This is a genomic window from Veillonella sp. oral taxon 780 str. F0422, assembly GCF_000221605.1.
Taxonomy (GTDB): domain Bacteria; phylum Bacillota; class Negativicutes; order Veillonellales; family Veillonellaceae; genus F0422.
On record NZ_AFUJ01000023.1, the window covers coordinates 42,834 to 68,972 of the forward strand.

24 protein-coding genes, 1 tRNA gene and 3 pseudogenes are annotated in these 26,139 nt (G+C 39.8%); 25 read left to right on the forward strand and 3 right to left on the reverse strand.

Annotated elements, in window-relative coordinates:
- The first annotated feature begins 91 nt into the window (after positions 1–91).
- The 5 genes from lon (at position 92) to HMPREF9200_RS02870 (ending at position 5,639) form a co-directional block, all read left to right on the forward strand.
- Positions 92–2,401, forward strand: a complete 2,310-nt coding sequence (gene lon, locus HMPREF9200_RS02850) for an endopeptidase La (RefSeq protein WP_009353271.1) — start codon at positions 92–94, stop codon at positions 2,399–2,401.
- Entirely contained in the window at positions 2,398–3,090 is a 693-nt protein-coding gene (yihA, locus tag HMPREF9200_RS02855) for a ribosome biogenesis GTP-binding protein YihA/YsxC (protein WP_009353280.1), read from the forward strand. The genes lon and yihA overlap by 4 nt, the downstream gene beginning before the upstream one ends.
- On the forward strand, positions 3,087–4,058 hold the full coding sequence (locus HMPREF9200_RS02860; RefSeq protein WP_009353370.1) for a polyprenyl synthetase family protein: 972 nt from the start codon (positions 3,087–3,089) through the stop codon (positions 4,056–4,058). Before yihA ends, HMPREF9200_RS02860 begins: the two co-directional genes overlap by 4 nt.
- A 1-nt stretch (position 4,059) precedes the next feature.
- A complete protein-coding gene (gene tatC, locus HMPREF9200_RS02865; RefSeq protein ID WP_009353409.1) occupies positions 4,060–4,914 on the forward strand; it encodes a twin-arginine translocase subunit TatC in 855 nt (284 codons plus the stop codon).
- 77 nt (positions 4,915–4,991) lie between these two features.
- Positions 4,992–5,639 carry a PepSY domain-containing protein gene (locus tag HMPREF9200_RS02870; RefSeq protein WP_038144541.1) on the forward strand — a complete coding sequence of 216 codons (648 nt, stop codon included), beginning with the start codon at positions 4,992–4,994 and terminating at the stop codon, positions 5,637–5,639.
- A 39-nt stretch (positions 5,640–5,678) separates the two neighbouring features.
- Here HMPREF9200_RS02870 and HMPREF9200_RS08270 read toward each other — a convergent pair.
- Positions 5,679–5,804 (reverse strand): annotated as a pseudogene (locus HMPREF9200_RS08270) (7-cyano-7-deazaguanine synthase); the annotation flags it as partial.
- Between the two features lie 140 nt (positions 5,805–5,944).
- Here HMPREF9200_RS08270 and trmB point away from each other — a divergent pair.
- The 3 genes from trmB to uraA are packed head-to-tail and all read left to right on the forward strand — an operon-like array spanning position 5,945 to position 9,323.
- Positions 5,945–6,619: a tRNA (guanosine(46)-N7)-methyltransferase TrmB gene (gene trmB, locus HMPREF9200_RS02875; protein ID WP_009353360.1), complete on the forward strand. Its 675-nt coding sequence runs from the start codon at positions 5,945–5,947 to the stop codon at positions 6,617–6,619.
- The gene (locus tag HMPREF9200_RS02880; protein WP_009353268.1) at positions 6,606–8,009 is read left to right on the forward strand and encodes an FtsW/RodA/SpoVE family cell cycle protein; all 1,404 of its coding nucleotides are present in this window, start codon (positions 6,606–6,608) and stop codon (positions 8,007–8,009) included. The genes trmB and HMPREF9200_RS02880 overlap by 14 nt, the downstream gene beginning before the upstream one ends.
- 36 nt (positions 8,010–8,045) lie before the next feature.
- The gene (uraA, locus tag HMPREF9200_RS02885) at positions 8,046–9,323 is read left to right on the forward strand and encodes a uracil permease (protein ID WP_009353366.1); all 1,278 of its coding nucleotides are present in this window, start codon (positions 8,046–8,048) and stop codon (positions 9,321–9,323) included.
- 226 nt (positions 9,324–9,549) lie between these two features.
- Here uraA and HMPREF9200_RS02890 read toward each other — a convergent pair.
- Positions 9,550–9,638 (reverse strand) — tRNA-Ser (locus HMPREF9200_RS02890).
- 291 nt (positions 9,639–9,929) lie between these two features.
- On the opposite strand from HMPREF9200_RS02890, the gene HMPREF9200_RS02895 reads away from it, so the two are divergent.
- The 5 genes from HMPREF9200_RS02895 (at position 9,930) to HMPREF9200_RS02915 (ending at position 14,248) form a co-directional block, all read left to right on the forward strand.
- Entirely contained in the window at positions 9,930–11,138 is a 1,209-nt protein-coding gene (locus HMPREF9200_RS02895) for an MFS transporter (protein ID WP_009353285.1), read from the forward strand.
- Positions 11,139–11,368: 230 nt separating this feature from the next.
- Positions 11,369–11,815, forward strand: coding sequence for a universal stress protein (locus HMPREF9200_RS02900; protein WP_009353425.1), 447 nt, complete (start codon positions 11,369–11,371; stop codon positions 11,813–11,815).
- A 52-nt stretch (positions 11,816–11,867) separates the two neighbouring features.
- Positions 11,868–13,295, forward strand: coding sequence for a DUF2157 domain-containing protein (locus HMPREF9200_RS02905; RefSeq protein WP_009353423.1), 1,428 nt, complete (start codon positions 11,868–11,870; stop codon positions 13,293–13,295).
- The gene (locus tag HMPREF9200_RS02910; protein WP_009353279.1) at positions 13,292–13,894 is read left to right on the forward strand and encodes a hypothetical protein; all 603 of its coding nucleotides are present in this window, start codon (positions 13,292–13,294) and stop codon (positions 13,892–13,894) included. Before HMPREF9200_RS02905 ends, HMPREF9200_RS02910 begins: the two co-directional genes overlap by 4 nt.
- A 57-nt stretch (positions 13,895–13,951) precedes the next feature.
- Positions 13,952–14,248 carry a metalloregulator ArsR/SmtB family transcription factor gene (locus tag HMPREF9200_RS02915; protein WP_009353411.1) on the forward strand — a complete coding sequence of 99 codons (297 nt, stop codon included), beginning with the start codon at positions 13,952–13,954 and terminating at the stop codon, positions 14,246–14,248.
- A 254-nt stretch (positions 14,249–14,502) separates the two neighbouring features.
- Here the strand turns inward: HMPREF9200_RS02915 and HMPREF9200_RS02920 are convergent, their stop codons facing one another.
- Positions 14,503–15,483: an AEC family transporter gene (locus HMPREF9200_RS02920; protein WP_009353309.1), complete on the reverse strand. Its 981-nt coding sequence runs from the start codon at positions 15,481–15,483 to the stop codon at positions 14,503–14,505.
- Positions 15,484–15,631: 148 nt separating this feature from the next.
- On the opposite strand from HMPREF9200_RS02920, the gene modA reads away from it, so the two are divergent.
- The 12 genes and pseudogenes from modA to rph form a co-directional block, all read left to right on the forward strand.
- Positions 15,632–16,420: a molybdate ABC transporter substrate-binding protein gene (gene modA / locus HMPREF9200_RS02925; protein WP_009353266.1), complete on the forward strand. Its 789-nt coding sequence runs from the start codon at positions 15,632–15,634 to the stop codon at positions 16,418–16,420.
- Entirely contained in the window at positions 16,417–17,076 is a 660-nt protein-coding gene (modB, locus tag HMPREF9200_RS02930; protein WP_009353382.1) for a molybdate ABC transporter permease subunit, read from the forward strand. The genes modA and modB overlap by 4 nt, the downstream gene beginning before the upstream one ends.
- 9 nt (positions 17,077–17,085) lie before the next feature.
- Positions 17,086–17,709, forward strand: coding sequence for an ATP-binding cassette domain-containing protein (locus tag HMPREF9200_RS02935; RefSeq protein ID WP_009353310.1), 624 nt, complete (start codon positions 17,086–17,088; stop codon positions 17,707–17,709).
- 444 nt (positions 17,710–18,153) lie between these two features.
- Positions 18,154–19,986 (forward strand): glutamine--fructose-6-phosphate transaminase (isomerizing), encoded by a 1,833-nt coding sequence (gene glmS / locus HMPREF9200_RS02940; protein ID WP_009353421.1) that lies wholly within the window; start codon positions 18,154–18,156, stop codon positions 19,984–19,986.
- Positions 19,987–19,994: 8 nt separating this feature from the next.
- Positions 19,995–20,980 (forward strand): annotated as a pseudogene (gene trpS, locus HMPREF9200_RS02945) (tryptophan--tRNA ligase).
- A gap of 175 nt (positions 20,981–21,155) precedes the next feature.
- The gene (locus HMPREF9200_RS02950) at positions 21,156–21,656 is read left to right on the forward strand and encodes a hypothetical protein (RefSeq protein WP_009353301.1); all 501 of its coding nucleotides are present in this window, start codon (positions 21,156–21,158) and stop codon (positions 21,654–21,656) included.
- 92 nt (positions 21,657–21,748) lie between these two features.
- Positions 21,749–22,042 carry a hypothetical protein gene (locus HMPREF9200_RS02955; protein WP_009353364.1) on the forward strand — a complete coding sequence of 98 codons (294 nt, stop codon included), beginning with the start codon at positions 21,749–21,751 and terminating at the stop codon, positions 22,040–22,042.
- 115 nt (positions 22,043–22,157) lie between these two features.
- Positions 22,158–22,445 (forward strand): hypothetical protein, encoded by a 288-nt coding sequence (locus HMPREF9200_RS08525; protein WP_127010957.1) that lies wholly within the window; start codon positions 22,158–22,160, stop codon positions 22,443–22,445.
- 220 nt (positions 22,446–22,665) lie between these two features.
- On the forward strand, positions 22,666–23,487 hold the full coding sequence (locus HMPREF9200_RS02965; RefSeq protein WP_009353374.1) for an amino acid ABC transporter substrate-binding protein: 822 nt from the start codon (positions 22,666–22,668) through the stop codon (positions 23,485–23,487).
- A gap of 2 nt (positions 23,488–23,489) precedes the next feature.
- On the forward strand, positions 23,490–24,149 hold the full coding sequence (locus HMPREF9200_RS02970; protein WP_009353424.1) for an amino acid ABC transporter permease: 660 nt from the start codon (positions 23,490–23,492) through the stop codon (positions 24,147–24,149).
- Positions 24,150–24,158: 9 nt separating this feature from the next.
- A complete protein-coding gene (locus tag HMPREF9200_RS02975; RefSeq protein WP_009353352.1) occupies positions 24,159–24,926 on the forward strand; it encodes an amino acid ABC transporter ATP-binding protein in 768 nt (255 codons plus the stop codon).
- A 505-nt stretch (positions 24,927–25,431) separates the two neighbouring features.
- Positions 25,432–26,136 (forward strand): annotated as a pseudogene (gene rph, locus HMPREF9200_RS08820) (ribonuclease PH); the annotation flags it as partial.
- Between the last annotated feature and the right edge of the window lie 3 nt (positions 26,137–26,139).

A 26,139-nucleotide genomic window follows, 5' to 3' on the forward strand; every position in this document is an offset into this window, starting at 1 on the left:
GTCCACGCTGAAGAAATCAGATAGTAAAGGCAAAGAAACTCATTTCATAGGCGGAATGGGTTTCTTTTTATCATATAGTACTGGGGGTTCAATGGAAACTAAACCTATGACATTACCGATGGTTCCCTTACGTGGAATGGTCGTATTTCCCAAAGTAGTAACACAATTAGATATTGGTCGTACTACATCTGTACAAGCTGTAAAGGCAGCTATGGATAAAGATCAATATTTAGTGGTATCTACTCAAAAAGATGAAAGTATCGAAAGTCCTACATTAGAAGAGTTAGGTCGTGTAGGGACAATTGTTAAAATAAATCAAATGCTTCGTTTGCCAGGTGGTGTAGTTCGTATTTTAGTAGAAGGTGTGACACGTGTTAACATTGATACTATTCTAAGTACTGAACCTTTTTACGAAGCCGTTGTAACACCATTAGAGGTTATTCATGAAGACCCAATGGAAGAAGAAGCATATCGTCGCATTTTGCAATCTAAATTTGCTCAATGGGTAGAGGTTATTAAACCAACAACAGATGAAGGATTGGACCAAGTATTAGGCAGTGCTGATGCTAGTGAATGGGCAGATCAGGTAGCCTTTCTTGTACCTATCCAAACAAAGGTGCGTCAAAGCATTTTAGAAGAGTTATCTGTTAGCCGTAGATTGAATATGGTAGTTGGTGTATTAAATACAGAACTGCAAATCAATGATATGGAAAACTCTATCAATAACCAAGTTCGTCAATCTATGGAAAAAGCACAAAAAGAATATTTCTTGCGTGAAAAGATTCGTATTATCCATGATGAATTAGGTGACAAAATGGATCCTGATCAAGAGGCAGAAGAGTTACGAGAAGAGCTAGCGAAACTAGAGTTGCCAGAGGATATCCATAATCGTATCGACAAAGAGATTACGCGATATAGTCGTATGCCACAAATGATGCCAGAATCCAATATTTTGCGTAATTATATTGATTGGTTATTGCAGCTCCCTTGGAATACACTGTCTGATGATCGCTTAGAATTGAAAGAAGCCAGCGAGGTGCTTGATGGTGACCATTATGGTTTAGAAAAAATCAAGAAACGGATTCTAGAATTTTTGGCAGTGCGCAAGTTATCTGGTAAACAAGGCGGTTCTATTTTATGTTTAGTAGGGCCTCCAGGGGTGGGTAAAACATCCTTGGCTAGTTCCATTGCAAAAGCAATGAATCGTAAGTTTATCCGTGCTTCCTTAGGTGGTGTTCGAGATGAAGCTGAAATTCGTGGCCATCGTCGTACCTATGTAGGCGCCTTGCCTGGTCGTATGATTCAAGGACTAAAGAATGCTGGTACTCGAAACCCTGTATTCTTGCTTGATGAAATTGATAAGTTAGCGTCTGATTATAAAGGGGATCCATCCTCTGCCTTATTAGAGGTGTTGGACCCTGAACAAAACAGTACATTCAGTGACCATTACATTGAAATTCCATTTGACTTCTCTGATGTATTTTGGATTACTACTGCTAATGTAGCAGGGAATATTCCTAGACCATTATTGGATCGTATGGAAATCATCGAGCTCAGCAGCTATACAGAGGAAGAAAAACTAGAAATTGCTAAACGCTACTTAGTGCCAAAACAAATTGAAAAACATGGTTTGCAAGAGCAAGGAGTGAAACTATCCGATGCTGTATTAAAACGTGTTATCGCTGAATATACTCGTGAAGCTGGTGTACGTACCCTAGAAAAAACGATTGCTAAGATTTGTCGAAAACTAGCATTTGCTGTGGTTACAGAAGGTGAAAAAGCACCAAAAGTAACGGTAAAGAATTTGGAAGATTATTTAGGTACCCCTAAATTTGTAGAAGAGTCTCGTGAAAAACAAGCTCAAGTAGGTCTTGTATATGGTCTTGCTTGGACCTCTGTAGGTGGCGTGGTATTGCCATGTGAAGCGACAACCATGCAAGGCACAGGGAAATTAAACTTAACCGGTAGTTTAGGCAAGGTCATGCAAGAATCTGGTCAAGCGGCTATGTCTTATATTCGTCATCGCCAAAGTGAGTTGAAATTACCAGAAAAATTCCATAAGGAACTGGATATTCATGTGCACTTACCAGAAGGGGCTACGCCTAAAGATGGCCCATCTGCAGGGATTACGATGACCTTGGCTATTGTATCTGCGTTAACCGGTAGAAAAGTACGATCTGATATTGCCATGACAGGTGAAATTACTTTGCGTGGTAGAGTGTTGCCAATCGGTGGTTTGAAAGAAAAATTATTAGCTGCACTTCGCTATGGAGTGAAAGAAGTACTTATTCCTGAAGGCAATAAAAAGGATATCCAAGACTTACCAGATATCGTAAAAGAAGGATTGCTTATTACTCCTGTAAAAACGATGGAACAAGTATTAGAAAAGGCATTACTATGAAGAAAAAACCAGCAGTAAAACGCCATCCAAAACCAGTGTATACTAGAAAAGAGATAACAGGTCCACGCATCATCGCAGCAAAATATATAGCGTCTGCGGTAAAGGCGGATCAATACCCAGAAGGTGATACCATTGAAATCGCCTTTTTGGGACGATCCAATGTGGGAAAATCTTCTTTGATTAACTCTTTATGTAATTATAGAGGATTAGCACTGGTCAGTGGTACGCCGGGTAAAACAAAAACGATCAACTTCTTTAGTATAGAATCAAAAGAAGATTTACCAGATGATATGGAACGTCGTTTTGATTGGTTCTTAGTGGATTTACCAGGGTATGGATATGCTAAAACAGGAGGCTCCAATACCAATATTTGGTCTTCTTTTATTGCTAATTACATTTTACAAAGCGAACGGATGATGCTATTGTGTTTACTCATTGATGGGCGTCATCCAGAGTTGCCCATTGATCAGGAGGCCTTTGATTGGTTGCAATCACACGGAGTACCTTTGCAAATTGTGGTAACAAAAGCGGATAAGTTAAAAATGAATGAGCGACAAAAACAGTTAAAAACTATTGAAGAGCGATACCCAACAGGGTATCCACCAATTTTGTACAGCTCTTTAAAGCATACAGGTCGTGATCGTTTATTAGCACGTATTAATGCAGTCTTATTGGGGGAAGAGGAATGAGTATTCTTACAGATGCACAAATGAAACTGCGCGTATCTAAAGATTTAGAGCGTGTAGAAACATATTTGCAACAATCTCTACAAACTGGTGCAGAAGATTTTAATGCACTCATTCGTCCTCTTTCCGCAGGGGGCGGCAAGCGATTACGGGCGCAATTGTGTTTGTTGATTGCTTTGAGTGGAGATTCTAATCAAGAAGATAGAGTGCGTATGGCGGCGGCTATTGAGATGCTGCACTTGGCTACACTCATTCATGATGATGTGTTAGACCAAGCAGAAGTACGCCGAGGAGTCACGTCCATTCATTGCACAAAAGGCAATAAAGTGGCGATTCTTAGTGGAGACTATTTATTTGCTAAAGCATTTGGTATTGTAGCTGAAATCGGGTCCATTCCATGTTTGACCATTTTTTCTGAAATTATTTCTGCCTTGGTAGAAGGCGAATTTATGCAAATGGAAGATGTGTACCGATTAGATCAAGGTACAGAACGATACCTATTAAAAACACAAAAGAAAACAGCAGATTTCATTGAAGGTTGCTTAGCATTAGGTGGTATTCTTGGTGGATGGTCAGAGGAGCATATTCAATTATTGCGCACCTATGGTCATGGCTTGGGCATGGCATTCCAAATTACTGATGATGTGATGGATTATCGTGAGCAAACAGTCACTACAGGTAAGCCAGTCGGCAAAGATGTGAAAGAAGGTATTTTGACATATCCTTTATTATCTGTCGTAACTCCTGACAATACAACGCATGTAACGAATATGATTGAAGACATTCGCAATGGAAAAGATACAAAGGAATTGATGGAGTATGTGACGGCTAAAGGTGGTATCGATCAAGCCTTAGCTCTTGAGGCAACATATCGTAAACAAGCGGAGACAGCCCTACAACAACTACCATCTTTCAAAGGAAAAAATATTTTGGAAACTGTTCTTGATAAATTGTCGAACCGTAAGGTGTAGTATGAAAGAATTTCAAGTAAAAAACTTTGAAATGAGTGCCAAACGTCCATCCTTGAATAGTGTCATAGAACAAAGAAAGCGTCTTGCTCAACAACAGGTAGAGCAAGACGCCTTGTTGCAACAGGATACCTATACAGAAACAGAAGCGAAACTTATGCAAGAGGCGTCCTCCATGTCTGTGGTGGACCACTTAAGTGAACTTCGCACACGTTTAGTAATCGCTATAGTGGCAATTATTATAGGTACCTTGGGGGCGTACTATTATGTGGAAGATATTCTGCAAATTTTAGTGGCACCAGCAGGAAAATTATATTATACAAAACCAACAGAAGCCTTTTTTACATATATGAAGATTTCCTTAGTAGCAGGTTGTATTGTATCTAGTCCTGTGTGGTTTTATCAGATTTGGGCTTTCATTGTACCGGCCTTGTCGAAAGGCGAGAAGAGGGTCACTTTTATGGTGGTGCCTACAGCGGTGGTCTTATTTGTGGTAGGTGTACTATTTTCATATTACTTAGTATTGCCTATGGCTATTCAGTTTTTTATTGGCTTTGGTACAGATGAATTACAACCATTATTTTCTATAGGGCAATATATCGATTTTGTGATTGCCTTTATTTTACCCTTCGGAATTACGTTTGAACTGCCGCTTATTTTGATTGCTTTGGGTATACTGGGTATTCTTTCATCTGATCGATTACGAGAATATAGGAAAATGTTTATTCTCTTGGCTTTTATTATCGGTGCAGCTATTTCTCCGACCCCAGATATGTTATCACAAACTATGATTGCGGGACCTATGATTTTACTCTATGAAATTAGTTATGGTGTATTACGATATATTGTAAAAGTATGAGCATTTGGTTCATATTATGTTCATAATTATAGTGTATACTGATTCAGAAACTAATTAGTGTATATAAAGGATGTAATATGAGACGAAAGATAATCATAGGTATCCTGAGTATTTGTGCTATTATATCTGCTGCAGTAGGCACATGGTATTGGTATAATGCCAAGCAAAATAGTATATCTATGGAGTCCACATCGATGGATGCGGACACTGTTAAGCTAAAAAAGGTGGCTTTACCAGAAACAAAAGTTGTGCCCACAACAGATAAGGTAGAAGCTAATGATGGATCTGACCCTATTATGGTAGATGCCAAAGGGGCAGTTAATCTGTATAAAAAACAATATCCAACGGCGCAAATTAAAGGGATAACCTTTGCAGAACAAGATGGACGCAAAAGCTACGAAGTAGCAGGTGTTTCTTCGGAGGCTGGTCATAGTGTGATGATTGATGCAACCACTGGCCAAGTTCTAAGTGCAGAAGTAGATACAGCACCAGAAAATTTAAAAGAATCTACAGCTATCGACTTAGGAAATGTAATTAATCCTGATGAGGCAAAGCAAGTGGCTATTACTATTTTAGGTAGTAGTGCTCGTCTAATACGATGGGAACTTGAAACAAAAGAATATGTGGCTAGATACCATATGGTATTAGATGTGAACGGTGACATTATGCATGTTGTTATTGATGCTAATTCCAGTCAGGTAATCGAAGTGACTAAAGAAGGATAAAAGCTATTCAATCCAAAAAGGTTGAATAGCTTTTTTGTGTTATTTCTGTTGTAATAATGGATCTACTATACCATTATCAGTGAAAGCCTGTTCTCGATCACGGCATGTGCCACATGTATGGCATGGGGTAGAGCCGCCTTCATAACAAGACCAGGTAAGGTGGTGGAATCTACCCCGCCACTGGATAATACTAATGCTTTCATAGGAAACCTTTCATGGAAATAAAAAAATTATAAGTGAGTACTGACATAGAACAGATGATGTACTATAATAGTAAGGATAAGATTGTTATAAAAGGAGATAGTATGCGTTTACGTAGAAAACCATGGATTGATGAAGCAATCCTAGAATATAATACATATACTGTACTAGAGAATCACGAAGTTTTCAAGGGAAAATGGCGTGAAAGTTTTGCAGATCCATCTAAACCTTTATATATGGAATTAGGGACGGGAAAAGGCAAGTTCATTGCTGGTATGTGTGAAGCCCATCCAGAAGCAAACTTTGTGGGCTTTGAAGTGCAAATTGGAGTGCTATACTATGCCGCTCAAAAGTTATTTGAACAACAAGCTGAGAATGGTAAAGTGAGCTTATTTGATATTGCGGGGATTGAAGAAGTAGTAGCACCAGGAGAGGTAGACCGGTTCTATATTAACTTCTGTGATCCATGGCCAAAAGCTAAGCATGCGAAACGTCGATTGACCTATCACACCTTCCTAGATCGATATGCACGATTATTGAAGGAAAATGGAGAAATCCACTTTAAAACAGATAATGAAGGCTTGTTTATGTTCTCTTTGGAGGAGTTTACAAACTCTGGTTGGACATTAAAAAATGTAAGTTATGATTTACATAGTACGGATATGCCTAATGTGCGCACAGAATATGAGGAAAAATTTAGTGCCAAAGGGCAGCCAATTTTCCGCTTAGAGGCTATTAAGCCAGCTAAAGGAAGTGATACGACAGATGCAGGAAAATAGTCATACTTCATCTAAGCCATCATCTAGTGTATGGCAAAATATTCGATCTTTTTATCGTAGTATTATTAAGCATGATGGACAAGGTATATTAGTGCCTCTTTTTGGGATTATTTTAATAGGATTTTTTAATGGTTACAGTGCTACCTATACTACGACCCTACAAGGGGGAGATAATTGGAAACCATTTTGGTTCTTATTAGGTAAACAACTAGTCTTTCTAGGGGCTGGTATTCTTGTAGCCTGGAGATTCTATTTGTTTGATTACCGTAAATGGGCAGACTCAAAGGTACAACTAAAGATGTTTTTGTTTTTACTCTTTTTGTTGCTCATTGTATTTTTACCCTTCTTAGGGCATGGCGCTAATGGTGCGCGACGTTGGATTGGATTGCCTTATGGAATGACATTACAGCCATCTGAATTTGCTAAACTAGCAGCTATTATTTGGGCGGCCTATAGTATTGATAGACATGTGAAAAAGCATGGGAGAATGTACTTGTATGAATATTATGATTGGGGTGGGAATACACGGTTACATGGACTTTGGAGTTGGTGGAATCGTGTCATAGGAAAACTAAATGCCCTGTGGAAGGCCCTGCGAGGTACACCGGGGATATTTCACCCTAACTTATTAGTGCCAGCTGTATTTACAGTTCCTTTTGTGTATGCTTTTATTACTATGTTTCAACCAGATATGGGAACAGCTGTATTAATTTTCAGTTTTCCCGTAATCATGACCTTTTGCGTAGGCTATTATAAAGGGCATAGGAAATATCTAGGTATAGCATTTGGTGTTGTACTAGCTATTGCGTATCCCTTAATTGCTTTTGTGTCCTATCGACTGGATCGGGTTCGTGCCTATTATGATCCATGGTCAGATACTACAGCTAATGGATATCAAGTGACACAGAGCATACTGAGTGTGTCGATTGGTGGATTTTGGGGCGAAGGCTTTACAAAGGGAATTTCCAAATATAATTATTTACCAGAGGCTCATACAGACTTTGCTTTTTCTATTTTCTCACAAGAATTTGGCTTATTAGGTGTGTGCTTGGTTATCTTTTTATTTCTTTGGTTTACAAAATATGGACTTTCCATTGCTCGTCAATCTAGAGATTTATTAGGTCAAGTGTTAGCGGTAGGTCTTACATTTTTTATTACTATTCAAGCATTTTTTAATATTGCTATGGTGGTGGGAATGCTACCAGTAACGGGGGTACCCTTACCCTTTATTAGTTATGGGGGATCCTCTTTGGTGACAAATTTTGCTGTCATAGGAATATTATTAAATATTGCGCGCCGTAATGAATATGCACGCAAACAAATAGGAACGACACGTCATTTGCCGTCCATTGGCGAAGAAACGCGCCATCGTTTTCAACCTAAGTCTTAATGTTTTAAGTGTGATTCACACAGAAAGAGATGCACCATGAAAGATTTTATTGATGTTCACGAACGCCCGTCTTTCACTAAGTTATTGCCACTTAGTTTTCAGCATTTATTTGCTATGTTTGGGGCTACTGTATTAGTACCATTCTTATTGAAAGTTGACCCAGCGACGTCCCTGTTCATGAACGGTATTGGAACTATTTTATACGTATTAATTTGTCAAGGAAAGATTCCTTCCTATTTAGGTTCTAGCTTTGCTTTCATTGGACCAGTAGGTGCTGTGGTAGCCTCTGGTATGACCTATGGAGCAGCACAAGGTGGTTTTATTGCCTTTGGTGTGTCCTTTATGCTATTGGCTTTGTTAGTTAAATTCATTGGTATTAAATGGATTGATGTATTATTCCCTCCTGCCGCAATGGGCGCTATTGTTGCGGTTATCGGTTTAGAAGTTGCCCCTGTAGCTATGGGTATGGCAGGTATCATTGGAGATCAATGGCAAAGCTTTGGCATGACTCATGAGCAAGCGTTATTTTTATCTTTATTTTCCTTATCTGTGACAATCTTGGGTACCGTATTATTCCGTGGATTCTTTGCAGTGATTCCAGTATTAATTGGTGTGGTATCTGGCTACGTAGCTGCTGCCATCATGGGAGTAGTAGACTTCGCAAGCGTAGCCAATGCTCCTTGGTTTGCATTCCCTCAATTCTATGAGCCAGAATTTAATATCAATGCTATCCTAATGATTATGCCAGCTTTATTCGTAGTATTTGCGGAACATGTGGGTCATATTGTAGTAACAAGTAATATCATTGGTCGTGATTTAATGAAAGATCCAGGATTGAGCCGTTCTTTATTTGCAGATGGTTTATCCAATGTGTTATCCGGTTTATTTGGTGCTACACCGAATACAACATACGGAGAAAATATCGGTGTTATGGCGATTACACGTGTATTCAGTACCTTCGTTATCGCTGGTGCAGCAGTACTTGCTATCTTGTTCTCTTTCATTGGCAAAGTAGCAGCTTTAATTCATGCCATTCCAGTTCCAGTTATGGGTGGTGTAAGTATTTTACTATTCGGTATCATCGCTGCTTCTGGTTTACGTATGTTGGTAGAACGTAAAGTGGATTATACAAAATCTTCTAACCTAATCCTAACATCTGTAGTACTAGTTATCGGCTTGAGTGGTGCTAAATTAGCTATTGGTCCAGTGGTATTGCAAGGTATGGGATTGGCAACAGTAACAGCCATCTTATTGAGCGTTATCTTTGCTATCTTCCGTAAAACAGGACTTGGGAATGCGGAACTCAAAGACTAATCTTGCTCTGCTATGTAGCCTGTGGCGTTATTAATTGAATATGATAAAAAGGAAGAGCACGGTATACTCCTCACAAACGGTATTTCATAATGTTTGTTCGGAGCACACCGTGCTCTTCTTGAGTTTGTATCACTTAGATAGAAAGGTGCGCCACAAGGCTACTACGTATAACTGCGATTCTACGGAGAAATAAAAAAGCTGTTATCATGTTGATAACAGCTTATTGTGGCGGAGAGGGTGGGATTCGAACCCACGGCCCCTTGCGGAGTCACTGGTTTTCAAGACCAGCTCCTTAAACCACTCGGACACCTCTCCATATATAAAAACTAGATATAGTCTATCATTGAACTAGTCTTTTTGTCAATTAGAATGTGATGTATATTTGCAATACTTATTTTAGAGGAGTGTTTATTCAAATACTCTGAAGAATAGGTGTTATGAGATACGCATGAATTATTGTAGTATGCTGTCATACTAGCTTTACACCATAGAATCAGTCAAAGTATAATTAAAGAATAAAGATGTGAATTTAAGGTGCATATGTTATAATCTTATGCAGATTAAATCTGTATAAATAGGTTTGTGGTATTTCATAGGAGGTATTACATGAAGAAAGGGTTTACTCTTACACAAACAGGTATACTACTGACTTTGTGGTTAACTTTTTTGTTAAGTTTTGTGATGCGCTTATCATGGTCATCGTTGATGCCAATCGTAAATGAGGCCTTACATTTTACAGCGCAGCAAGGAACGTCGTATTTGACGGCTTTTTATTTTGGGTATGCATTGACTGTATTACCAGGAGGGCTGTTAGCGGATCGATTTGGCTATCGTAAATCTATCTTAGGTAGTTTAGTGGCTATGGCTATTGTAACGGGGCTTATGAGTACTGTACAAAGTTATGAATATGGCTTAGTGTTGCGCTTCTTATTAGGTATTGTATCAGGCCCTGTACAATCTGCTTGTTTGAAAGCCATTGGAGAGCATTTCAGTGCAGAACAACGTGGTACCGCTGTAGGTATTTTCATGAGTTGTACATCCTTTGGGATTACCGTGGTTAACGGATATGCACCATTTGTGGCTGTCCATTACGGATGGCAAATGGCATTTTTAATTACCGCTTTATTGCCATTACTAGTATTCTTTTTAGCTTTGTTTACGGTGAAAGAAGTACAAGCTTTCAGAAAGAACCATACAGTAGAAGCACAAGGAACAGAGCAACGGTGCATGTCATTAGCACAAAGCTTACGTTTTGTAGGAACAAACCGCAATATTTTATTGTTAGCAGTGATGGGATTTTTTGCAACAGGTACCACTTGGGGTGTTACTACTTGGGCTAACTTGTATTTAGTGAAACAATTGCATGTGACACCTATCTTTGCAGGCGCTATTATGAGTATTTACGGTATTGCAGCAGTGATTGCCAAACCGACTATCGGATTCATTTCAGATAGAATTTCTTTACCACGAAACTATTTAGCAGCCATCGTTATGTTTTTGTTCTCTCCAGCTTTGCTAATTTTTGCGAACACAAGTAATCCAGATATGTTATACATTACAGCACCCCTATTAGGTATGGGAGCATTTATGTATAGCCCATTAACCAATGCTATCATTATCCAAGCAGCACCACCAGAACTAAGAGGAACTACAGCGGGATTCGTAAATCTATTTAACCAAATTGGCGCACTCACAGCACCTATCATTTTATCCACAGTATTAACAGCTACAGGCAATTACCAAACAGCCTTAATGGCGTTATCTATTTCCCCAATCATTGGAGCTATTTTATTGTCATTAATTCGACTAAAATAAGAATATACGCTTTTATGAGTTATTCCTTATAACTTTGAGGAACATAATGTAAAAGTGGCATGTCCAAAGAACACCATAAAGATATTATCGTGACGCAAGTTTCATTTGCGAAGATTCAGATTTTGTGAGACAATAAGAGTAAAGAAAAGGAATTTTCAAGTCTATGTCGAATTATAGTGATATAGGCAAGTTACATAGTAGCACAGTGACAATATGGAGGAGGTCTTACTATGGTGGAATATAAAAAAATAATTGTTCCTGCAGATGGATCGGAAAATGGTAAAAGAGCGTTAGAACATGCATTGGCAATTGTTAAACGTAATGATGCGGAATTGATTTTAGTGCACGTAGCAAACATTGTATCCGCAATTTCTAATTTTGACCAAACTCCAATTAGTGGTGGTTATGTATCTGAACAAATTGCTGAAGATATGGAAGAAACAGGTAAAAAAATCTTGAGCGAAGTAGCAGAAGAGGTACCAGCTGATATGAAAGTCAAATGCGTTTTTGAAGTAGGGTCTCCTGGACCTGCTGTATTAGCAGTAGCTAAAAAATATGATGCAGACTTAATTGTTATGGGGAGCCGTGGATTGGGACCTTTAAAAGGTTTATTTATGGGTAGTGTAAGTAGTTATGTAACTAGTCATTCCACATGTCCAGTATTGATTGTTAAATAATAGGATATAAGGCTTTGTTCTCTGAGCAAAGCCTTTTTTTATGGAGAGGCATATGAATGTAAAACATATACATTGGTTGCACAAAGAGCTTGACCAATGGAAAGAAGAGGGAATTATTTCAGAAGAACAGAGCCATCAGCTACAAGCAAAGTACGGTTTTATCCCTAAAGAGGGCCCATCTTGGACACGATTAATTACAGTGTTAGGTGGAGCTATACTTATTTTGCTGGGAATTATTTTGCTTTTTGCGGGATACTGGTATGGGTTTTCACCTAATGGACGATTTGATTGGTCCTTGGCAATCTTGTTATTAGCTATTGCTGTGGTCGGTGGTGGTGTATGGAAAGCAAAGCCAGCTAGTATGGTAGCAGAAAGCATTACTGTTATTTATATGGGACTGTTGACAGCCACTACTTTGTTGGTAGCAGATACTTTCTATACAGGTGAGCATATGGGGCTATATGTGCTTATCATTCTTTGCTGTGCCTTGCCGATTATTTATGTCTTGGATTCGGCTCTAGGTATGATTTTATATCTTATTGGTGTATTGGGGTGGAGTTTTTCTAGCCATCCTTTAAATACTTGGGTAGGGCCTGTAGCAGTGGGAGGACTTTTATTAGTAGCAGTACCATACTATATCCGTAGATTTGGTAAGTATCAGGGGTCGAAAGATTCCTTGTTAGTATCTGTATCTTGGGCCTTTATTGGTGCCATTTTTGGGGAAGTATTCTTCATCTTATCCACCTATGAGCCACAAATGAATTTATTTTTTATTAGTGTATTGGGCGCCGTTACCTACGGCTTAGGCACATTAGAAAAGAAAATTGCCCTCTTAGCACTTCCTTGTAAAGGTATAGGTGCCATTGCTCTGTTGTACACCATTGTGGAAGGTACTTACATTAGTACATGGATTCGCATTGGTGAAAGCACCATGGCATGGTGGCTATGGTTTTGCATGGTATTGAGCTTAGGCATAGCAGTTCTTGTATTGCGTCGTTTAGTATTAGCTAAGCGTATTGAAAGCACTATCGGATTGATTCCTTTTGTAATCTTTGGATGCTATGTGGTCACTGTCTCTGGGGCGACACCTATTTTGACGTCCATCCTATTTAATGCATATATTTTAGTAGCAGCTTTAGGGACTTTTATTCGTGGCACCTTGGTGAAAAAGGTGAGCTTATTGAATAGTAGTATTTTGACGCTAATTGCTATGTTTGGAGCTCGATTCTTTGATCCTAGCTTTACTTTTGTGGAGCGAGGTGTATCGTTCTTAGTGCTAGGGGTCATTGTATTAGGTATCAATGCCTTATATTTATGGCGTAAACGACTACAAAGGGTTAAGGTAAATCAGCGTGTTCGACAAGCTCGTCGTCAGTCAACAGATCCAACAATGGAGGAATTTCCATTGGGAGAGCAAGCTGTATCAAAGGACGTGAAAGTAGTAGACTCTGAGGGTGTAGTGAAGGAGGAAGAACGATGAGATATCAAAAATGGATTGTCTTTGCTCTGGCTGCCATCGTTGCCTTGCTGAGCCAGTTCTACATTCAACAACGTTATACAACTTTGCTACAAGGTGGTACAGAATATCAATGGCCTGTGAAAGTAAGTCGTCACATTGGTTGGGTACCTTCGGACTATTTAGAAGTGGAATTTTTAGGATCGTATGCCAATTGGGAAGGTAAAGAGACCCCAGAAGTAGGTCATGAGGTATATGTCATTGTCACACCTAAACAGTCTGGTGTATTACAAGTGGTATCAGCCACAGATGAAACACCGAAAGATCAAGAATATATTCGGGCTAATGTAAAGCGATTTGACCATGGAGTGGTGGAGTTTTCCATTCCTTTCAATCGTGTCAAAGTAGACCTTAGTAAAGTGGATAAAAAATTCTATACGAATTATCGTGGGACATTGATTGGTACTATGAAATTACGTGATGGATATGGGGTAGTTACTGGTGTCTATGCCAAAGGTGTACCCTTAGAATTAGCCACGCCAGAGAGTGTAGTGGATCAAGAAAAAGATTCTCGTGTTCTTTTGGAAAAAATTGGTGATACAGAACAGGAAAAAATGATATAATAGTAATACCAAACTCTAATTAGAGAGAATGGATTACTATATGATAGCGAGGTTAAGATGGAAACAAATCAACAAGAGTTGGAAACACAATTGTTAGCTGAACTATTCAAGGTCCTAGGGGATCCAACGCGGTTGCGTATTGTTAGACATCTGCTTCAGAAAGAAATGTGTGTAACTGAAATTGCAGATTCTATGGATATGGGCCAGTCAGCTATATCTCATCAGTTACGTGTGTTGCGTCAAGCAAGACTTGTAACATTTAGAAAAGAAGGAAAAACAGCTTGGTATCGATTGAATGATGACCATGTTATCGTGTTAATTCGTCAAGGATTAGAGCACGTAGGGCATCAATAAGTACAGAGCATGTAGGAGGGTTGCGAAAGCAGCCCTTTTTGCATGTAAAAAACTATCTAGCAATGTATTGTTACATTGTTAGATAGTTTCTTAGAGTTTTATGCTTTTATGGCAGAGTAGGGTATCGCATAGTTTTTATATCGTGTTATTGATCTAGACTATTGACTGCTATACAGTTACATAGCAGACATGAATGTACCTGTATACGTTAATTTGTTTACTATATCAAGTGAATTGACGCACCAAAGTGTTAGCTATAAGGGGAATACATAGTATGCCAATAATATAGCTAGGGGCATAGTAAAAGAGGAAAGAACTGTAGTGGCTAGTACAATTTGTGTAGCTAGTTCTGGATTGTTGTTCATTTCCACAGCCATAAGAGCGGTATTTACGGCTGATGGGACTGCGTAAGCGATGATAATACTTTGCGCTGCGATAGCACTTAATGGTGTGTAGTACATAGTTACAGGAAGTACTACGATGAGGGCCAACAGAGGACCTGCAATTAACCGTAGAAAAGAAGTAATCATCACATCTTTCTTGATGAAGTTCCAAGGTGTACGGTTCAACTGTACTCCTAGGGTGAGCATAGCTGCGCCTACAAAGCAACGACCGAAAATATCTAAGGGCCCCCATATAATGGTCTGCGTGAAGTCGATAGGGATATAATAATGGGCGATAATCGAGATAGGCACACAGTACATAATAGGAATATGTAAGATGGTACGCAAAGATTCTGCGGTGGTTAATTTCCCTTTGCCAGCTTGATAAAATCCTAGAGAATTACAGAACACCGTTTGGATAATAAAAGTAGCGATAATAGCGATAACCCCATCATGTAAATAGGGGGTAGATCCATCGATGATGTATGGATCATTGGCAAAGACGAAAGTCCCTAAGGCTACTCCTAGGTTACCAATGTTGGAAAACATCACTGCGTTGCGGACGATTTCTGTTTTTCCTAAATTATAACCTTGCCACTTAGCGACGATGCCTGCTAAGGCTGAGTTAGCAAATAAAATAATGAGGGCACAGCCAAAAATTTCAAAGCTTTCATGGGTTAAATCGGTGACATAAAAGGATTTCAAAATATAAGCGGGCAAAAATAAGTAAAAGTTCAGTTTGCTTAGTGTTCGTAAATCGAGGTGAAACCATCGATCTAATAAGACCCCCATGAGGGTAAGTAATAAAATGGGGACGATACTGGTGAGAATGATGTGAAAAAATAAATCCATAATAGATAACCTCCTTAGGTTGTATAGTTGTCATCTTTATTGTACCACATGTAACTAAATTCATTTTGCTTACTGTTGCTTTTCTAGTATAATGAGAATATGTAGTAAGCTTCTAAGTGTATATATTTTAATTAGGGAGGATATCATTATGAAGCGTAATTGGTTTATGGGTTTACTTATGATAGGAGTGTTGGCATTAGCTGGCTGCGGTGGACAAGGTACTACATCGTCTACAACACCATCTACAAATGAAACCATCACTGTATCTGCAGCAGCTAGTATGCAAGGGGCATTGGAAGAGCTGAAAGCAGACTATGTGAAAAAACATAATTTAAAACCGGAACAAATCAATGTTGTGTATGCAGGATCTGGCACATTACGTCAACAGATTGAAGAAGGCGCGCCATCTAGTATCTTTATTTCTGCGAACAAAAAGAATATGGATCAATTAAATGAAAAAGGTTTAATGGATAATATTCGCCCATTCGTAGCAAACACATTGGTAATGATCGTACCAAAAGGTAAAGAGGCTGTTACATTGGACAATATTACGAATGCAAAACGAGTAGCTATCGGCACTGTAGAAACAGTACCAGCAGGCAAATATGCGAAAGAATCCTTAACAAAAGCGAATTTGTGGGATGCAGTAGAACCTAACATTGTATTTGCGAAAGACGTAAAAGCAGTTGGTGCGTATATTGCGGAAGGGGCAGCTGATGTAGGATTTGTGTACAAAACTGATGCATTGGCATTGAAGGATAAAGTAGACATTTCTGCTACAGTAGATGCTAAATTACATGCACCGATCGAGTACCCTATCGGCGTAGTGAAAAAGAATCAAAATAAATTAACAGAAGATTTCTATGCGTTCTTAACAAGTAAAGAGGCTAGCGAAGTATTGGCTAAATGGGGCTTTGCTGAACCAGTGAAACAATGATAGCTTTACAGTTATCCGTAGAAGTGGCGTTCATAGCACTTATAATTAACGCTATTTTCGGGCTAAGTTTGAACTATGTGATGAAACACTATGCCTTTCCAGGGAAATCTTTAATTGATTCTTTTTTTACACTGCCTTTGGTATTACCACCGGTGGTATTGGGTTTTGTGTTACTTATCATATTCTCCCCAGGTAATGCTTTTGGTGCCTGGTTAGAGGCACACGGAATTCGTGTAGTTTTCTCTAAGATAGGAGCTATTATAGCATCTGCAGTGGTGAGCTTTCCGTTATTTTATCAATCAGTGCGAACAGCCTTAGCTGCCATTGATAGCGATATGGAAGATGTAGCTCGCACCTTGGGAGCCTCCGAGTTTCGCGTGTTCTGGTCGATTTCCTTGCCATTGGCGTGGAAAGGAATCCTCAGCGGTTCCATTCTGTGTTTTGCGCGTGGACTTGGTGAATTCGGGGCTACTATTTTGATCGCTGGAAATATTCCAGGTGTGACGAGAACTATGCCATTAGCCATTTATTCTCTCGTAGAATTTGGCGATTATAACGGTGCATTTGAATTAGTGATTTATATTTGTATTTTAACATTGGGGCTTGTGTGGGCCATTCAAGGTCTAACCAAAGGTTCCCTCTTCTCAAATCGGTAAGGAGGTACTATGATTTCCTTTGATATCGTCATAGAACGAGGGACTTTTGTTGTGAAAGCCCAAGGCACATTACAAGAAGGCATTACTACATTGATGGGCCCTTCTGGAAGTGGAAAATCTACATTTTTGAAAGCTTTGTGTGGATTGTTGACGCCAAAAGAAGGTAGGATTACAGCCAATAATGAGGTATGGTTCGAAAAGGGAACAGGCGTACCTACCCAAGAACGACACATTGGCTATATGCCGCAAGGCAATATTGTATTTCCTCATATGACTGTAGAGGAGAATATTCGGTATAGTAAACAAGGTTCTCCAGAGCTATTCGATCATATTGTGGAGCGTTTGCGATTGACACCACATCTTAAGAAGAAAGCCAAAGGCTTATCTGGTGGAGAGCAACAACGGGTGGCCTTAGGACGAGCACTGTACTCAAAACCAGTATTACTTATCCTAGACGAACCGCTTACGGCGTTAGATGTGAACTTACGTGCTCAGTTGCAACAAGATTTAGTTGCTATTATTTCTGAATGGGCTATCCCCTGCTTGTGGGTTACTCATAGTGAAGAAGAGGCTGCTGCGGTAGGGAATCATCGACTATTATGTCGTGATGGAGTCATTGCAGAAGAGACGTAAATAGCATGATAGCATAATAGAGGAATGTTGATACACTTAGATCAGCGTTCCTCTATTATATTTTTACCACCTTTTGGGCACATTTATTTATCTATATACTATGACAACATTATATATGCCTAATAACAAATTTGTTTATTTCTTTACAGTAACGGCTCATATGAAGTATAATACTACTGATTATGACTATTTTTAAAGACTTAGGCATAGTCAACAGAACTGTCGAAACACATGCAAAGGAGGGACCAAATTCGTAAAGGCGAATAGCGCAAGCGCTGGGAAGAGACAGCTTTCACAGTGGACGAGGTAGAGGAGTATCGAAATTCAGCGGATGCCTCTCGGCTAGCTTCAGTCGTAGAAGTAGAGCAAAACACCAAGGTAACTGGGTGCACAAAGGCTACTTTCAGAAGCAACATGAATGAATTAATCAAGGAGGAATATACCATGTGTGGTATCGTAGGATATATTGGATTTGAAAATGCAGCAGATTTTATGCTGGAAGGTTTGGAGAAATTAGAATACCGCGGATATGATTCTGCAGGGATTGCCGTAGTAGGCGAAAATAATGTAATTAAAGTACAAAAGAAAATGGGCCGTTTGGCGAATTTGGAAGCTGTGGTAAAAGCAGATCCTAATCAAGGTCATATTGGTATCGGTCATACTCGTTGGGCTACTCATGGTCGTCCAAGCGATATGAATGCGCACCCGCATACAAGTACAGATGGAAAATTTGCCGTAGTGCACAATGGTATCATTGAAAACTACATGCCATTGAAAGAAGAGTTATTGGCCAAAGGTGTTGAATTTACATCTGAAACAGATACAGAAGTAGTAGCTCACTTATTGAGCGATATGTATGATGGCAACTTTGAAAGTACCGTTCGCCGTATGCTAGATCGCATCGAAGGGTCTTATTCTTTAGTAATGGTTTGCGCTGATGAACCAAATAAAATCATTGCTACAAAAAAAGATAATCCATTGGTAGTGGGCTTAGGAAACGGTGAAAACTTCATTGCTTCCGATATCCCAGCTATTATTCAACGCACTCGTGAAACATATATCATCAACGACAACGAAGTTGTTATTGTGACACCAGATAGCGTTACAATCACTGACCGAGCTGGTCAACCAGTACAAAAAGACATTTATCATGTCACATGGAATGCAGAAGCGGCTGAAAAAGGTGGCTATGAGCACTTCATGTTAAAAGAAATTTACGAACAACCAAAAGCGATTCGTGATACGTTGAGCGGTCGTATTAATAAAGATGCTACAGAAGTAGTGTATGATGAATTAAACTGGACACCAGACACAGTGAAAGGCATCAAGCGCATCTTGATTACAGCGTGTGGTACGGCGTACCATGCAGGGTTAGTAGCGAAATACTACATTGAGCAATTAGCTCGTATTCCAGTAGAAGTAGATATCGCTTCTGAATACCGTTACCGTACACCATTAACGGATGAAGATACCTTATGCATCGTCATCAGCCAATCTGGTGAAACTAGCGATACATTGTCTGCCTTGAAAGAAGCAAAACGCTTAGGTGCTAAATCTTTAGGTATTACTAACGTAGTGGGTTCCGCCGTATCTCGTGAAGCGGATCAAGTAATCTACACTTGGGCAGGTCCTGAAATCGCCGTAGCATCCACAAAAGCGTACACCACACAATTAGTAGCTTTATTGTTATTAGCAGTGTACTTAGGTCAATTAAATGGTCGCATCGATGAAGCAGTAAAACACGAAATTTTGACAAACTTACAAGAGTTACCTACATTGACTCATGAAATCTTTGAAAACGTAGATGAAATCAAAGCCTTTGCGAACCATTATGGTTACAAAGAAGATGCCTTCTTCTTAGGCCGTTTAATTGACTATGCCGTAGCTATGGAAGGGTCTTTGAAATTGAAAGAAATTTCTTACATCCATGCAGAAGCCTATGCAGGTGGTGAGTTGAAACACGGTACTTTGGCATTGATTGAAGAAGGCATTCCTGTTATCGCCTTGGCAACACAAGAATCGGTACGTGAAAAAATGATGAGCAACATCAAAGAAGTAAAAGCTCGTGATGCTATCGTAATCGGTGTGGGTATGAAAGGTGACGAAGAATTGGCGAAATATGTGGACCATACTATCTTCGTGCCGAAAACTGACGCTTTCACAGTGCCTATCTTAGCCGTTGTACCATTGCAATTGTTGTCCTATTATGCAGCTATCACTCGCGGTGCTGATGTAGATAAACCAAGAAACTTGGCAAAATCTGTAACCGTAGAATAGGAGATACTATGTCTGTTATATTTTCCGGAATACAACCTAGCGGTGAGTTGACCATTGGTAATTACCTTGGAGCTCTTCGCAACTTCTTGACATTCCAAGATGACCATGATTGTTTTTACTGTATCGTGAACCAACATGCCATCACAGTACCACAAGATCCAAAAGATTTAATCCACAATACGCGAAGCCTTGCTGCCTTATATTTAGCAGTAGGCTTGGACCCTAATAAAGTGACTTTGTTTGTGCAATCTGAAGTACCTGCTCATGCGCAGTTGGGTTGGATTTTAACAACCTTAAGTTCCATCGGTGAATTAGAGCGTATGACGCAATACAAAGATAAATCGGCGAAACAAGGAGAAACTATCCCAGCTGGTTTGTTAACATATCCACCATTGATGGCAGCGGACATTCTGTTATACCAAACAAATTACGTGCCTGTAGGGGATGACCAACGTCAACATATCGAGTTAACTCGTGACTTGGCGCAACGTTTCAATTTCAAATATGGCGAAGTATTTGCTATGCCAGAAATTAAAACTACCGTAGGTGGTGCTCGTGTGATGTCCTTACAAGATCCAACGAAAAAATGAGTAAGTCCGATGATAATAATTGGGCGACTATTCGCTTGTTGGATACACCAGATGTAGTGGTGAAGAAGATTAAAAAGGCAGCTACTGACTCTGAAGGGGTCGTGCGCTACGATAAAGAAAAACAGCCAGGTATCTCCAACTTGATGGGCATTTACAATGCTTTAACAGGAGATTCCTTTGAGGCTATTGAAGCTATGTATGCTGGTAAAAACTATGGAACTTTCAAAGGTGATATTGCAGATCTATTAGTAGGAGCGATGACACCGATCCATGAACGGTATGCAGAATTAATCGACAGTCCAGAGCTAGATACGATTTTGACAGAAGGTGCTGAAAAAGCAGCCGCTGTGGCGAATGTAACATTGGCTCGTGTAGAAGAAGCTATGGGCCTACGACGTAAGTAATAGTAAGATGTAATGAGATGCTTTTGGGGCATTTCATTACATCTTTTTAATCATCTATACTAAGACGTTGTGAGGAAGTATAGTGGGATATGTATGAAGCAGACAAGTAGATGCTGTCTATAAAGGTGTTGAGTGGAAATACATAGAGGTTGGAGTGCTATTTGGGAGAGGAACTATGAAACGTGAAGAATTAGAGAACATGTTTCCCTGTGGAACGATTCAAGAAGAATTACATAATTCCTCTGTTATGATATGGGGGTTTCAACTAGTGTATGCAGCTATCGCTGCTTGGGGACTGTATCGTGGAGTGCTTCTATATCGAGAACTGGGTCATAGCTTCAATATGTGGATGCTTCTTCTTATGGTTGTATCTGCCTACGCATTATTGCGCATGTACCAGCAAGACGATGTGGAGGTCTATATTGCTACAGAAGGGCTCATTCTAAAACGAACACCTATATTGGTAAAAGAACGAATTGAACGCTTTTTTGCACCAGACTTATATTTGACCTTTGTTCATTATCAAGGCATCATGGGATTTGGAGAAGACTGGAAAACCTTGTATGTGCAAACAGAAACGGGCGGTATATATATCGTGCCTATTAGCTTACAGTTTTTGAGTCATCGAGATAAAATGAAAGTCTTAGAGGCACTGAATCGATATAAAAATACTTGAATAGGACTAGAAAACATGTTACCCTCTTATCAAGGAGTAATATCTGTTCGTTATCCGGCAGGGGCTATTTTCGCACGAGGGAGAAAATCTATATGTTTGGTGTATTGCTAATTCATGCGGCTTATGCAGTCTTGATGGTTGCCTTTAGTTTTAGAATCATGGTAGTTCCTCATGCTATTGCAGTAGCATTTATGGGTATCTATATGATTGTTGAAAAAGGACTTATCGTTGCGCCTATTCTATCGTTTGTATACTCATTTTTTGCTATCCTATTGGCTACTTCTGATGAAGCCACTTGGGATGACGGTACAGGTAATGAACTCATTTGGTTTTGGGTAATCTTTTGTTCTGGACTATCCTATGTTATCTTTGAGTTCCTCTACTAACCTATCATATATAGATATAATTTAAAGATCAGCTTAAGGTGTAATCTATAGATTCTAACTTTTTGTTCTGACATAGTTTCTTTATAATGATATTTCAAAACCGCTGCAACGGTTCTTGGATTACGTAGATGGTCATACTGCATCGGATGAGTTACTAAGAGATCTTGAAAGTGCCGTAGATGAAGCAAAACATTGTGAGGCTTGGAGGGAGGAATATTCAATGCTATCAATGGATCATTATACATATTGGAAAGAAGGCGTGGCTGAAGGTCGGGCAGAAGGTAAAGCTGAGGTTGTCATTCAGATGTTGCGTAAGCATTTGTCCTTAGAAATGATTGCAGAAGTCACTAACTTTACTGTAGAAGAAGTAAAGGCTATTGCGAAAGAGCATGCATTGATATAAAACATATAGGTAAAGAGCAAATCAGCGATATGGTGAGTACTTAACTTACTATATCGCTTTTTGTTTTGATAGTTAGTTATTGGAGGGGCGTTGTCAGTATAAATTACTTTCATAATACATGATAAAATTTTTGTAATTTATCTCTTTACAACTTTAATTAACTAAAGTATAATGTAATCATGAAATAGAGATTGCATATCTGTAGAGAGGAGAAAGTACTATGAATTGGTTACAAAAATGTTCTAAAACAGTATTAGCAGCGGCTAGTGCATTGGTAATTGTTGGGTTAGTGGCAGGTTGTGGGGCGTCTACGAAGCAGGCAAACACAGAGGTGCCGAAAAAAATTATTATCGGTTTAGATGATAACTTCCCTCCTATGGGATTTAAAGATGAAAAAGGTGAACTCGTAGGTTTTGATATTGATTTGGCAAAAGAAGTGGCAAAGCGTATTGGTTCTGAAGTGGAATTTAAGTCCATCGACTGGGATAGTAAAGAAGCAGAACTAAAATCTAAACGCATTGATGTGTTGTGGAATGGTTTGACCATTACGAAGGAACGGGAACGCAATATCTTGTTTTCTAAACCATATCTTCGTGGGGACCAAATTATTGCTGTGAAATCTGATGCTGGTATTGCTGACAAGGCCCAACTCGATGGCAAACGCGTAGGCGTGCAATCAGGCTCTACTGGTTTAGAAGCGGTAAAAAATGATCCACAATCGAAAAATTTTAAAGAAATCAAAGAATATGGCGATTATGTGAATGCTTTCATGGACCTTGAATTAGGCCGTATCGATGCCATCGTGGTGGATGAAATGGTGGGTCGTTATTTAATCGGCAAAAAAGGTAATAATGTGTTCACCGTAGCCACAGGCTCCTTCGCCAGTGAAAAAGTAGGTGTAGGTATGCGCAAGGAAGATGAAGCGTTGAAAGCTAAAATTGACGCTGCATTACAAGAAGTGATGAATGATGGTACGGCTGACAAATTGGCGCAAAAATGGTTTGGCAGTACATCCATCTTGACGAAAGAGGAGTATAAATAAACATGGACGTATTGGAGTATATGTTACAGATAATTCCGGCCATTGCCGGCGGATTCCAAGTGACCTTGTCCTTGTTCTTCATCGTCATCATCTTGTCAGTGCCAGGAGGATTACTCTTGGCACTGCTCCGATTGAGTACAAACCGAGTGGTGACAACGATCGTGGATGCTTACGTATACGTGATGCGTGGCACCCCGTTAATGTTACAAATTTTGCTCATCTATTACGGTTTGCCATTTATGATTGATGGCTTTGAACTCACAGATATGACGGCGGCGGTACTGTCCTTCGTGTTGAATTACATTGCCTACTTATGTGAAATTTTCCGTAGTGGCATTCAATCCATTCCAAAAGGGCAGTATGAAGGAGCGAAGGTATTAGGCTTTACCTATGTGCAGACGATGTACAAAATCATTTTGCCACAGGTCATCAAACGTGTATTGCCACCATTGGCAAATGAAACGATTACACTGCTGAAAGATACATCCTTGGTGTATGTCTTAGCTATGAATGATATCTTGCGCATTACACGCAGCATTGTACAACGTGATTTTGACATTACAGCTTTCATCGTAGCTGGTGTATTCTACTTGGCTATGACATTTGTGTTGACGAAACTGTATCAATATTTAGAACGCCGCATGGCGATTTACGAAGATTAGGAGGAAACCATGGCTTTCATAGACATGTTACATATTGAAAAGAGCTTTGGCTCGGTGGCGGTCTTACAAGACGTGTCACTATCCATGGAACGTGGCGAAGTGGTGTCCATCATCGGTCCCTCTGGATCGGGTAAATCCACCTTTCTTCGTTGCTTAGGACAACTAGAAAGCATACAAAAAGGGACAATCAGGGTCGATGGGGCGACCTTGGTGGACACACCGGCGAACACAGGCGCAGCGGTTTATGTTGGGAAAGAAGAACAGCAACAAATTTTGCTGAAAATGGGGATGGTATTTCAATCCTTCAACCTATTTCCACACATGACAGTGCTAGAAAATATCATGGTCGCACCTCGCATGGTGAAAGGAATGAAAGAGGCAGATATATTACCTATGGCCCAGTCCTTGCTAGAAAAAGTAGGTCTTTGGGATAAACGAGATGTATACCCTAGCACCTTGTCAGGGGGGCAAAAACAAAGGGTCGCTATTGCTAGAGCATTGGCAATGAAACCAGAAATCATGCTCTTCGATGAACCTACATCAGCCTTGGACCCAGAGTTTACCAGTGAAGTATTGCGGACCATCAAAGAACTAGCCGAAGAAGATATGACCATGATCATCGTTACCCATGAAATGGCATTCGCCCGTGAAGTAGCAGACAGAGTTATCTTCATGGCAGACGGCAAAATCCAAGAAGAAGGAACACCAGAACAGGTCTTTGGGAATCCACAAAACCCAAGAACACAAGCGTTCCTAAACTCCATGCTGCGAGTATAAGAACAATATATCGAACTTAAATTACCGTACGGAGCACCAGTTACAAATAATACTGTATGATATTTGTAGCGAGGTGCGCCGTATTTTTGTGTACAACTATACTTTATGCCCTATACGTATTTCTTCGGAGATAAGCACAATCTGTTTCCTTGAGGATCTCCCTCACATAACGATGAGGATACACAATCTTATAGACAGACTTAAAGTAGAGGTGTGCCTTTGACTAATGGAGGTATGAGGTCTGGAGAGATAAGTAAGTAGGCTAGTTTTTGCTATATAAGATAAAGGTTGAAAAGAATGCAGTATGCTCCACAGCAAACATTACGAAGTGCCGTTTGTGAGGAAGCATACCGCATTCTGACTGAGAAGTAAAGGAAACCATAGCCTACTTACTCAGGATAAAGTGCCCTCAGTCAAAGGCGAACATAAATTGCCAATCCGCCATGAGATTGTGTATAATAAGAGGTATGTATAATCCGATTGTAATGGGAAATGAGGAATGACGATGCGAATTGATGGTCGTAGTTTAAAAGAAATACGCCCTGTGAAAATTACTAGGCATTACACTGCCTATGCAGAGGGATCTGTACTAATTGAATGTGGCAATACAAAAGTCCTTTGTACGGCTAGCGTTGAGGATCGCGTTCCCCGCTTTTTGAAAGGAACTGGCACAGGCTGGGTGACAGCAGAATATTCCTTGTTACCACGAGCTACACATACTCGTGTACCTAGAGAGGCAGCAAAAGGTAAACAGACAGGTCGCACCGTGGAAATCCAACGTTTGATTGGTCGTGCCTTGCGAGCTGTTGTAGACTTAGAAGCTTTAGGCGAAGTATCAATTACGGTAGACTGTGATGTACTACAAGCTGATGGTGGCACTCGTACTGCCTCGATTACAGGGGCTTTTGTGGCATTAGTAGATGCTATCTATTCTATGTACGATGGATATGGTAAGTTTCCTGTAACGGACTATTTAGCAGCTATTTCTATGGGAATCGGTGAAGATGGTCCTATGCTAGACTTGTGCTATGAAGAAGATAGTGCAGCCATTGTGGATATGAATGTGGTTTGTACCGGTAAAGGCCAATTAGTAGAAGTGCAAGGAACAGGTGAACATGGGACTTTCACAAGAGATGAGTTGAATAGCCTGTTAGATTTAGGTGAAGCTGGTACTCAGCAGTTAATGCAAGCACAACGTGAAGCATTAGGTGAA

Bases quoted from the DNA above. Each gene is read 5' to 3' on its own strand.
- lon (WP_009353271.1), top strand. From the start codon at position 92: ATGGAAACTAAACCTATGACATTACCGATGGTTCCCTTACGTGGAATG.
- yihA (WP_009353280.1), top strand. From the start codon at position 2,398: ATGAAGAAAAAACCAGCAGTAAAACGCCATCCAAAACCAGTGTATACT.
- HMPREF9200_RS02860 (WP_009353370.1), top strand. From the start codon at position 3,087: ATGAGTATTCTTACAGATGCACAAATGAAACTGCGCGTATCTAAAGAT.
- tatC (WP_009353409.1), top strand. From the start codon at position 4,060: ATGAAAGAATTTCAAGTAAAAAACTTTGAAATGAGTGCCAAACGTCCA.
- HMPREF9200_RS02870 (WP_038144541.1), top strand. From the start codon at position 4,992: ATGAGACGAAAGATAATCATAGGTATCCTGAGTATTTGTGCTATTATA.
- trmB (WP_009353360.1), top strand. From the start codon at position 5,945: ATGCGTTTACGTAGAAAACCATGGATTGATGAAGCAATCCTAGAATAT.
- HMPREF9200_RS02880 (WP_009353268.1), top strand. From the start codon at position 6,606: ATGCAGGAAAATAGTCATACTTCATCTAAGCCATCATCTAGTGTATGG.
- uraA (WP_009353366.1), top strand. From the start codon at position 8,046: ATGAAAGATTTTATTGATGTTCACGAACGCCCGTCTTTCACTAAGTTA.
- HMPREF9200_RS02895 (WP_009353285.1), top strand. From the start codon at position 9,930: ATGAAGAAAGGGTTTACTCTTACACAAACAGGTATACTACTGACTTTG.
- HMPREF9200_RS02900 (WP_009353425.1), top strand. From the start codon at position 11,369: ATGGTGGAATATAAAAAAATAATTGTTCCTGCAGATGGATCGGAAAAT.
- HMPREF9200_RS02905 (WP_009353423.1), top strand. From the start codon at position 11,868: ATGAATGTAAAACATATACATTGGTTGCACAAAGAGCTTGACCAATGG.
- HMPREF9200_RS02910 (WP_009353279.1), top strand. From the start codon at position 13,292: ATGAGATATCAAAAATGGATTGTCTTTGCTCTGGCTGCCATCGTTGCC.
- HMPREF9200_RS02915 (WP_009353411.1), top strand. From the start codon at position 13,952: ATGGAAACAAATCAACAAGAGTTGGAAACACAATTGTTAGCTGAACTA.
- HMPREF9200_RS02920 (WP_009353309.1), bottom strand. From the start codon at position 15,483: ATGGATTTATTTTTTCACATCATTCTCACCAGTATCGTCCCCATTTTA.
- modA (WP_009353266.1), top strand. From the start codon at position 15,632: ATGAAGCGTAATTGGTTTATGGGTTTACTTATGATAGGAGTGTTGGCA.
- modB (WP_009353382.1), top strand. From the start codon at position 16,417: ATGATAGCTTTACAGTTATCCGTAGAAGTGGCGTTCATAGCACTTATA.
- HMPREF9200_RS02935 (WP_009353310.1), top strand. From the start codon at position 17,086: ATGATTTCCTTTGATATCGTCATAGAACGAGGGACTTTTGTTGTGAAA.
- glmS (WP_009353421.1), top strand. From the start codon at position 18,154: ATGTGTGGTATCGTAGGATATATTGGATTTGAAAATGCAGCAGATTTT.
- HMPREF9200_RS02950 (WP_009353301.1), top strand. From the start codon at position 21,156: ATGAAACGTGAAGAATTAGAGAACATGTTTCCCTGTGGAACGATTCAA.
- HMPREF9200_RS02955 (WP_009353364.1), top strand. From the start codon at position 21,749: ATGTTTGGTGTATTGCTAATTCATGCGGCTTATGCAGTCTTGATGGTT.
- HMPREF9200_RS02965 (WP_009353374.1), top strand. From the start codon at position 22,666: ATGAATTGGTTACAAAAATGTTCTAAAACAGTATTAGCAGCGGCTAGT.
- HMPREF9200_RS02970 (WP_009353424.1), top strand. From the start codon at position 23,490: ATGGACGTATTGGAGTATATGTTACAGATAATTCCGGCCATTGCCGGC.
- HMPREF9200_RS02975 (WP_009353352.1), top strand. From the start codon at position 24,159: ATGGCTTTCATAGACATGTTACATATTGAAAAGAGCTTTGGCTCGGTG.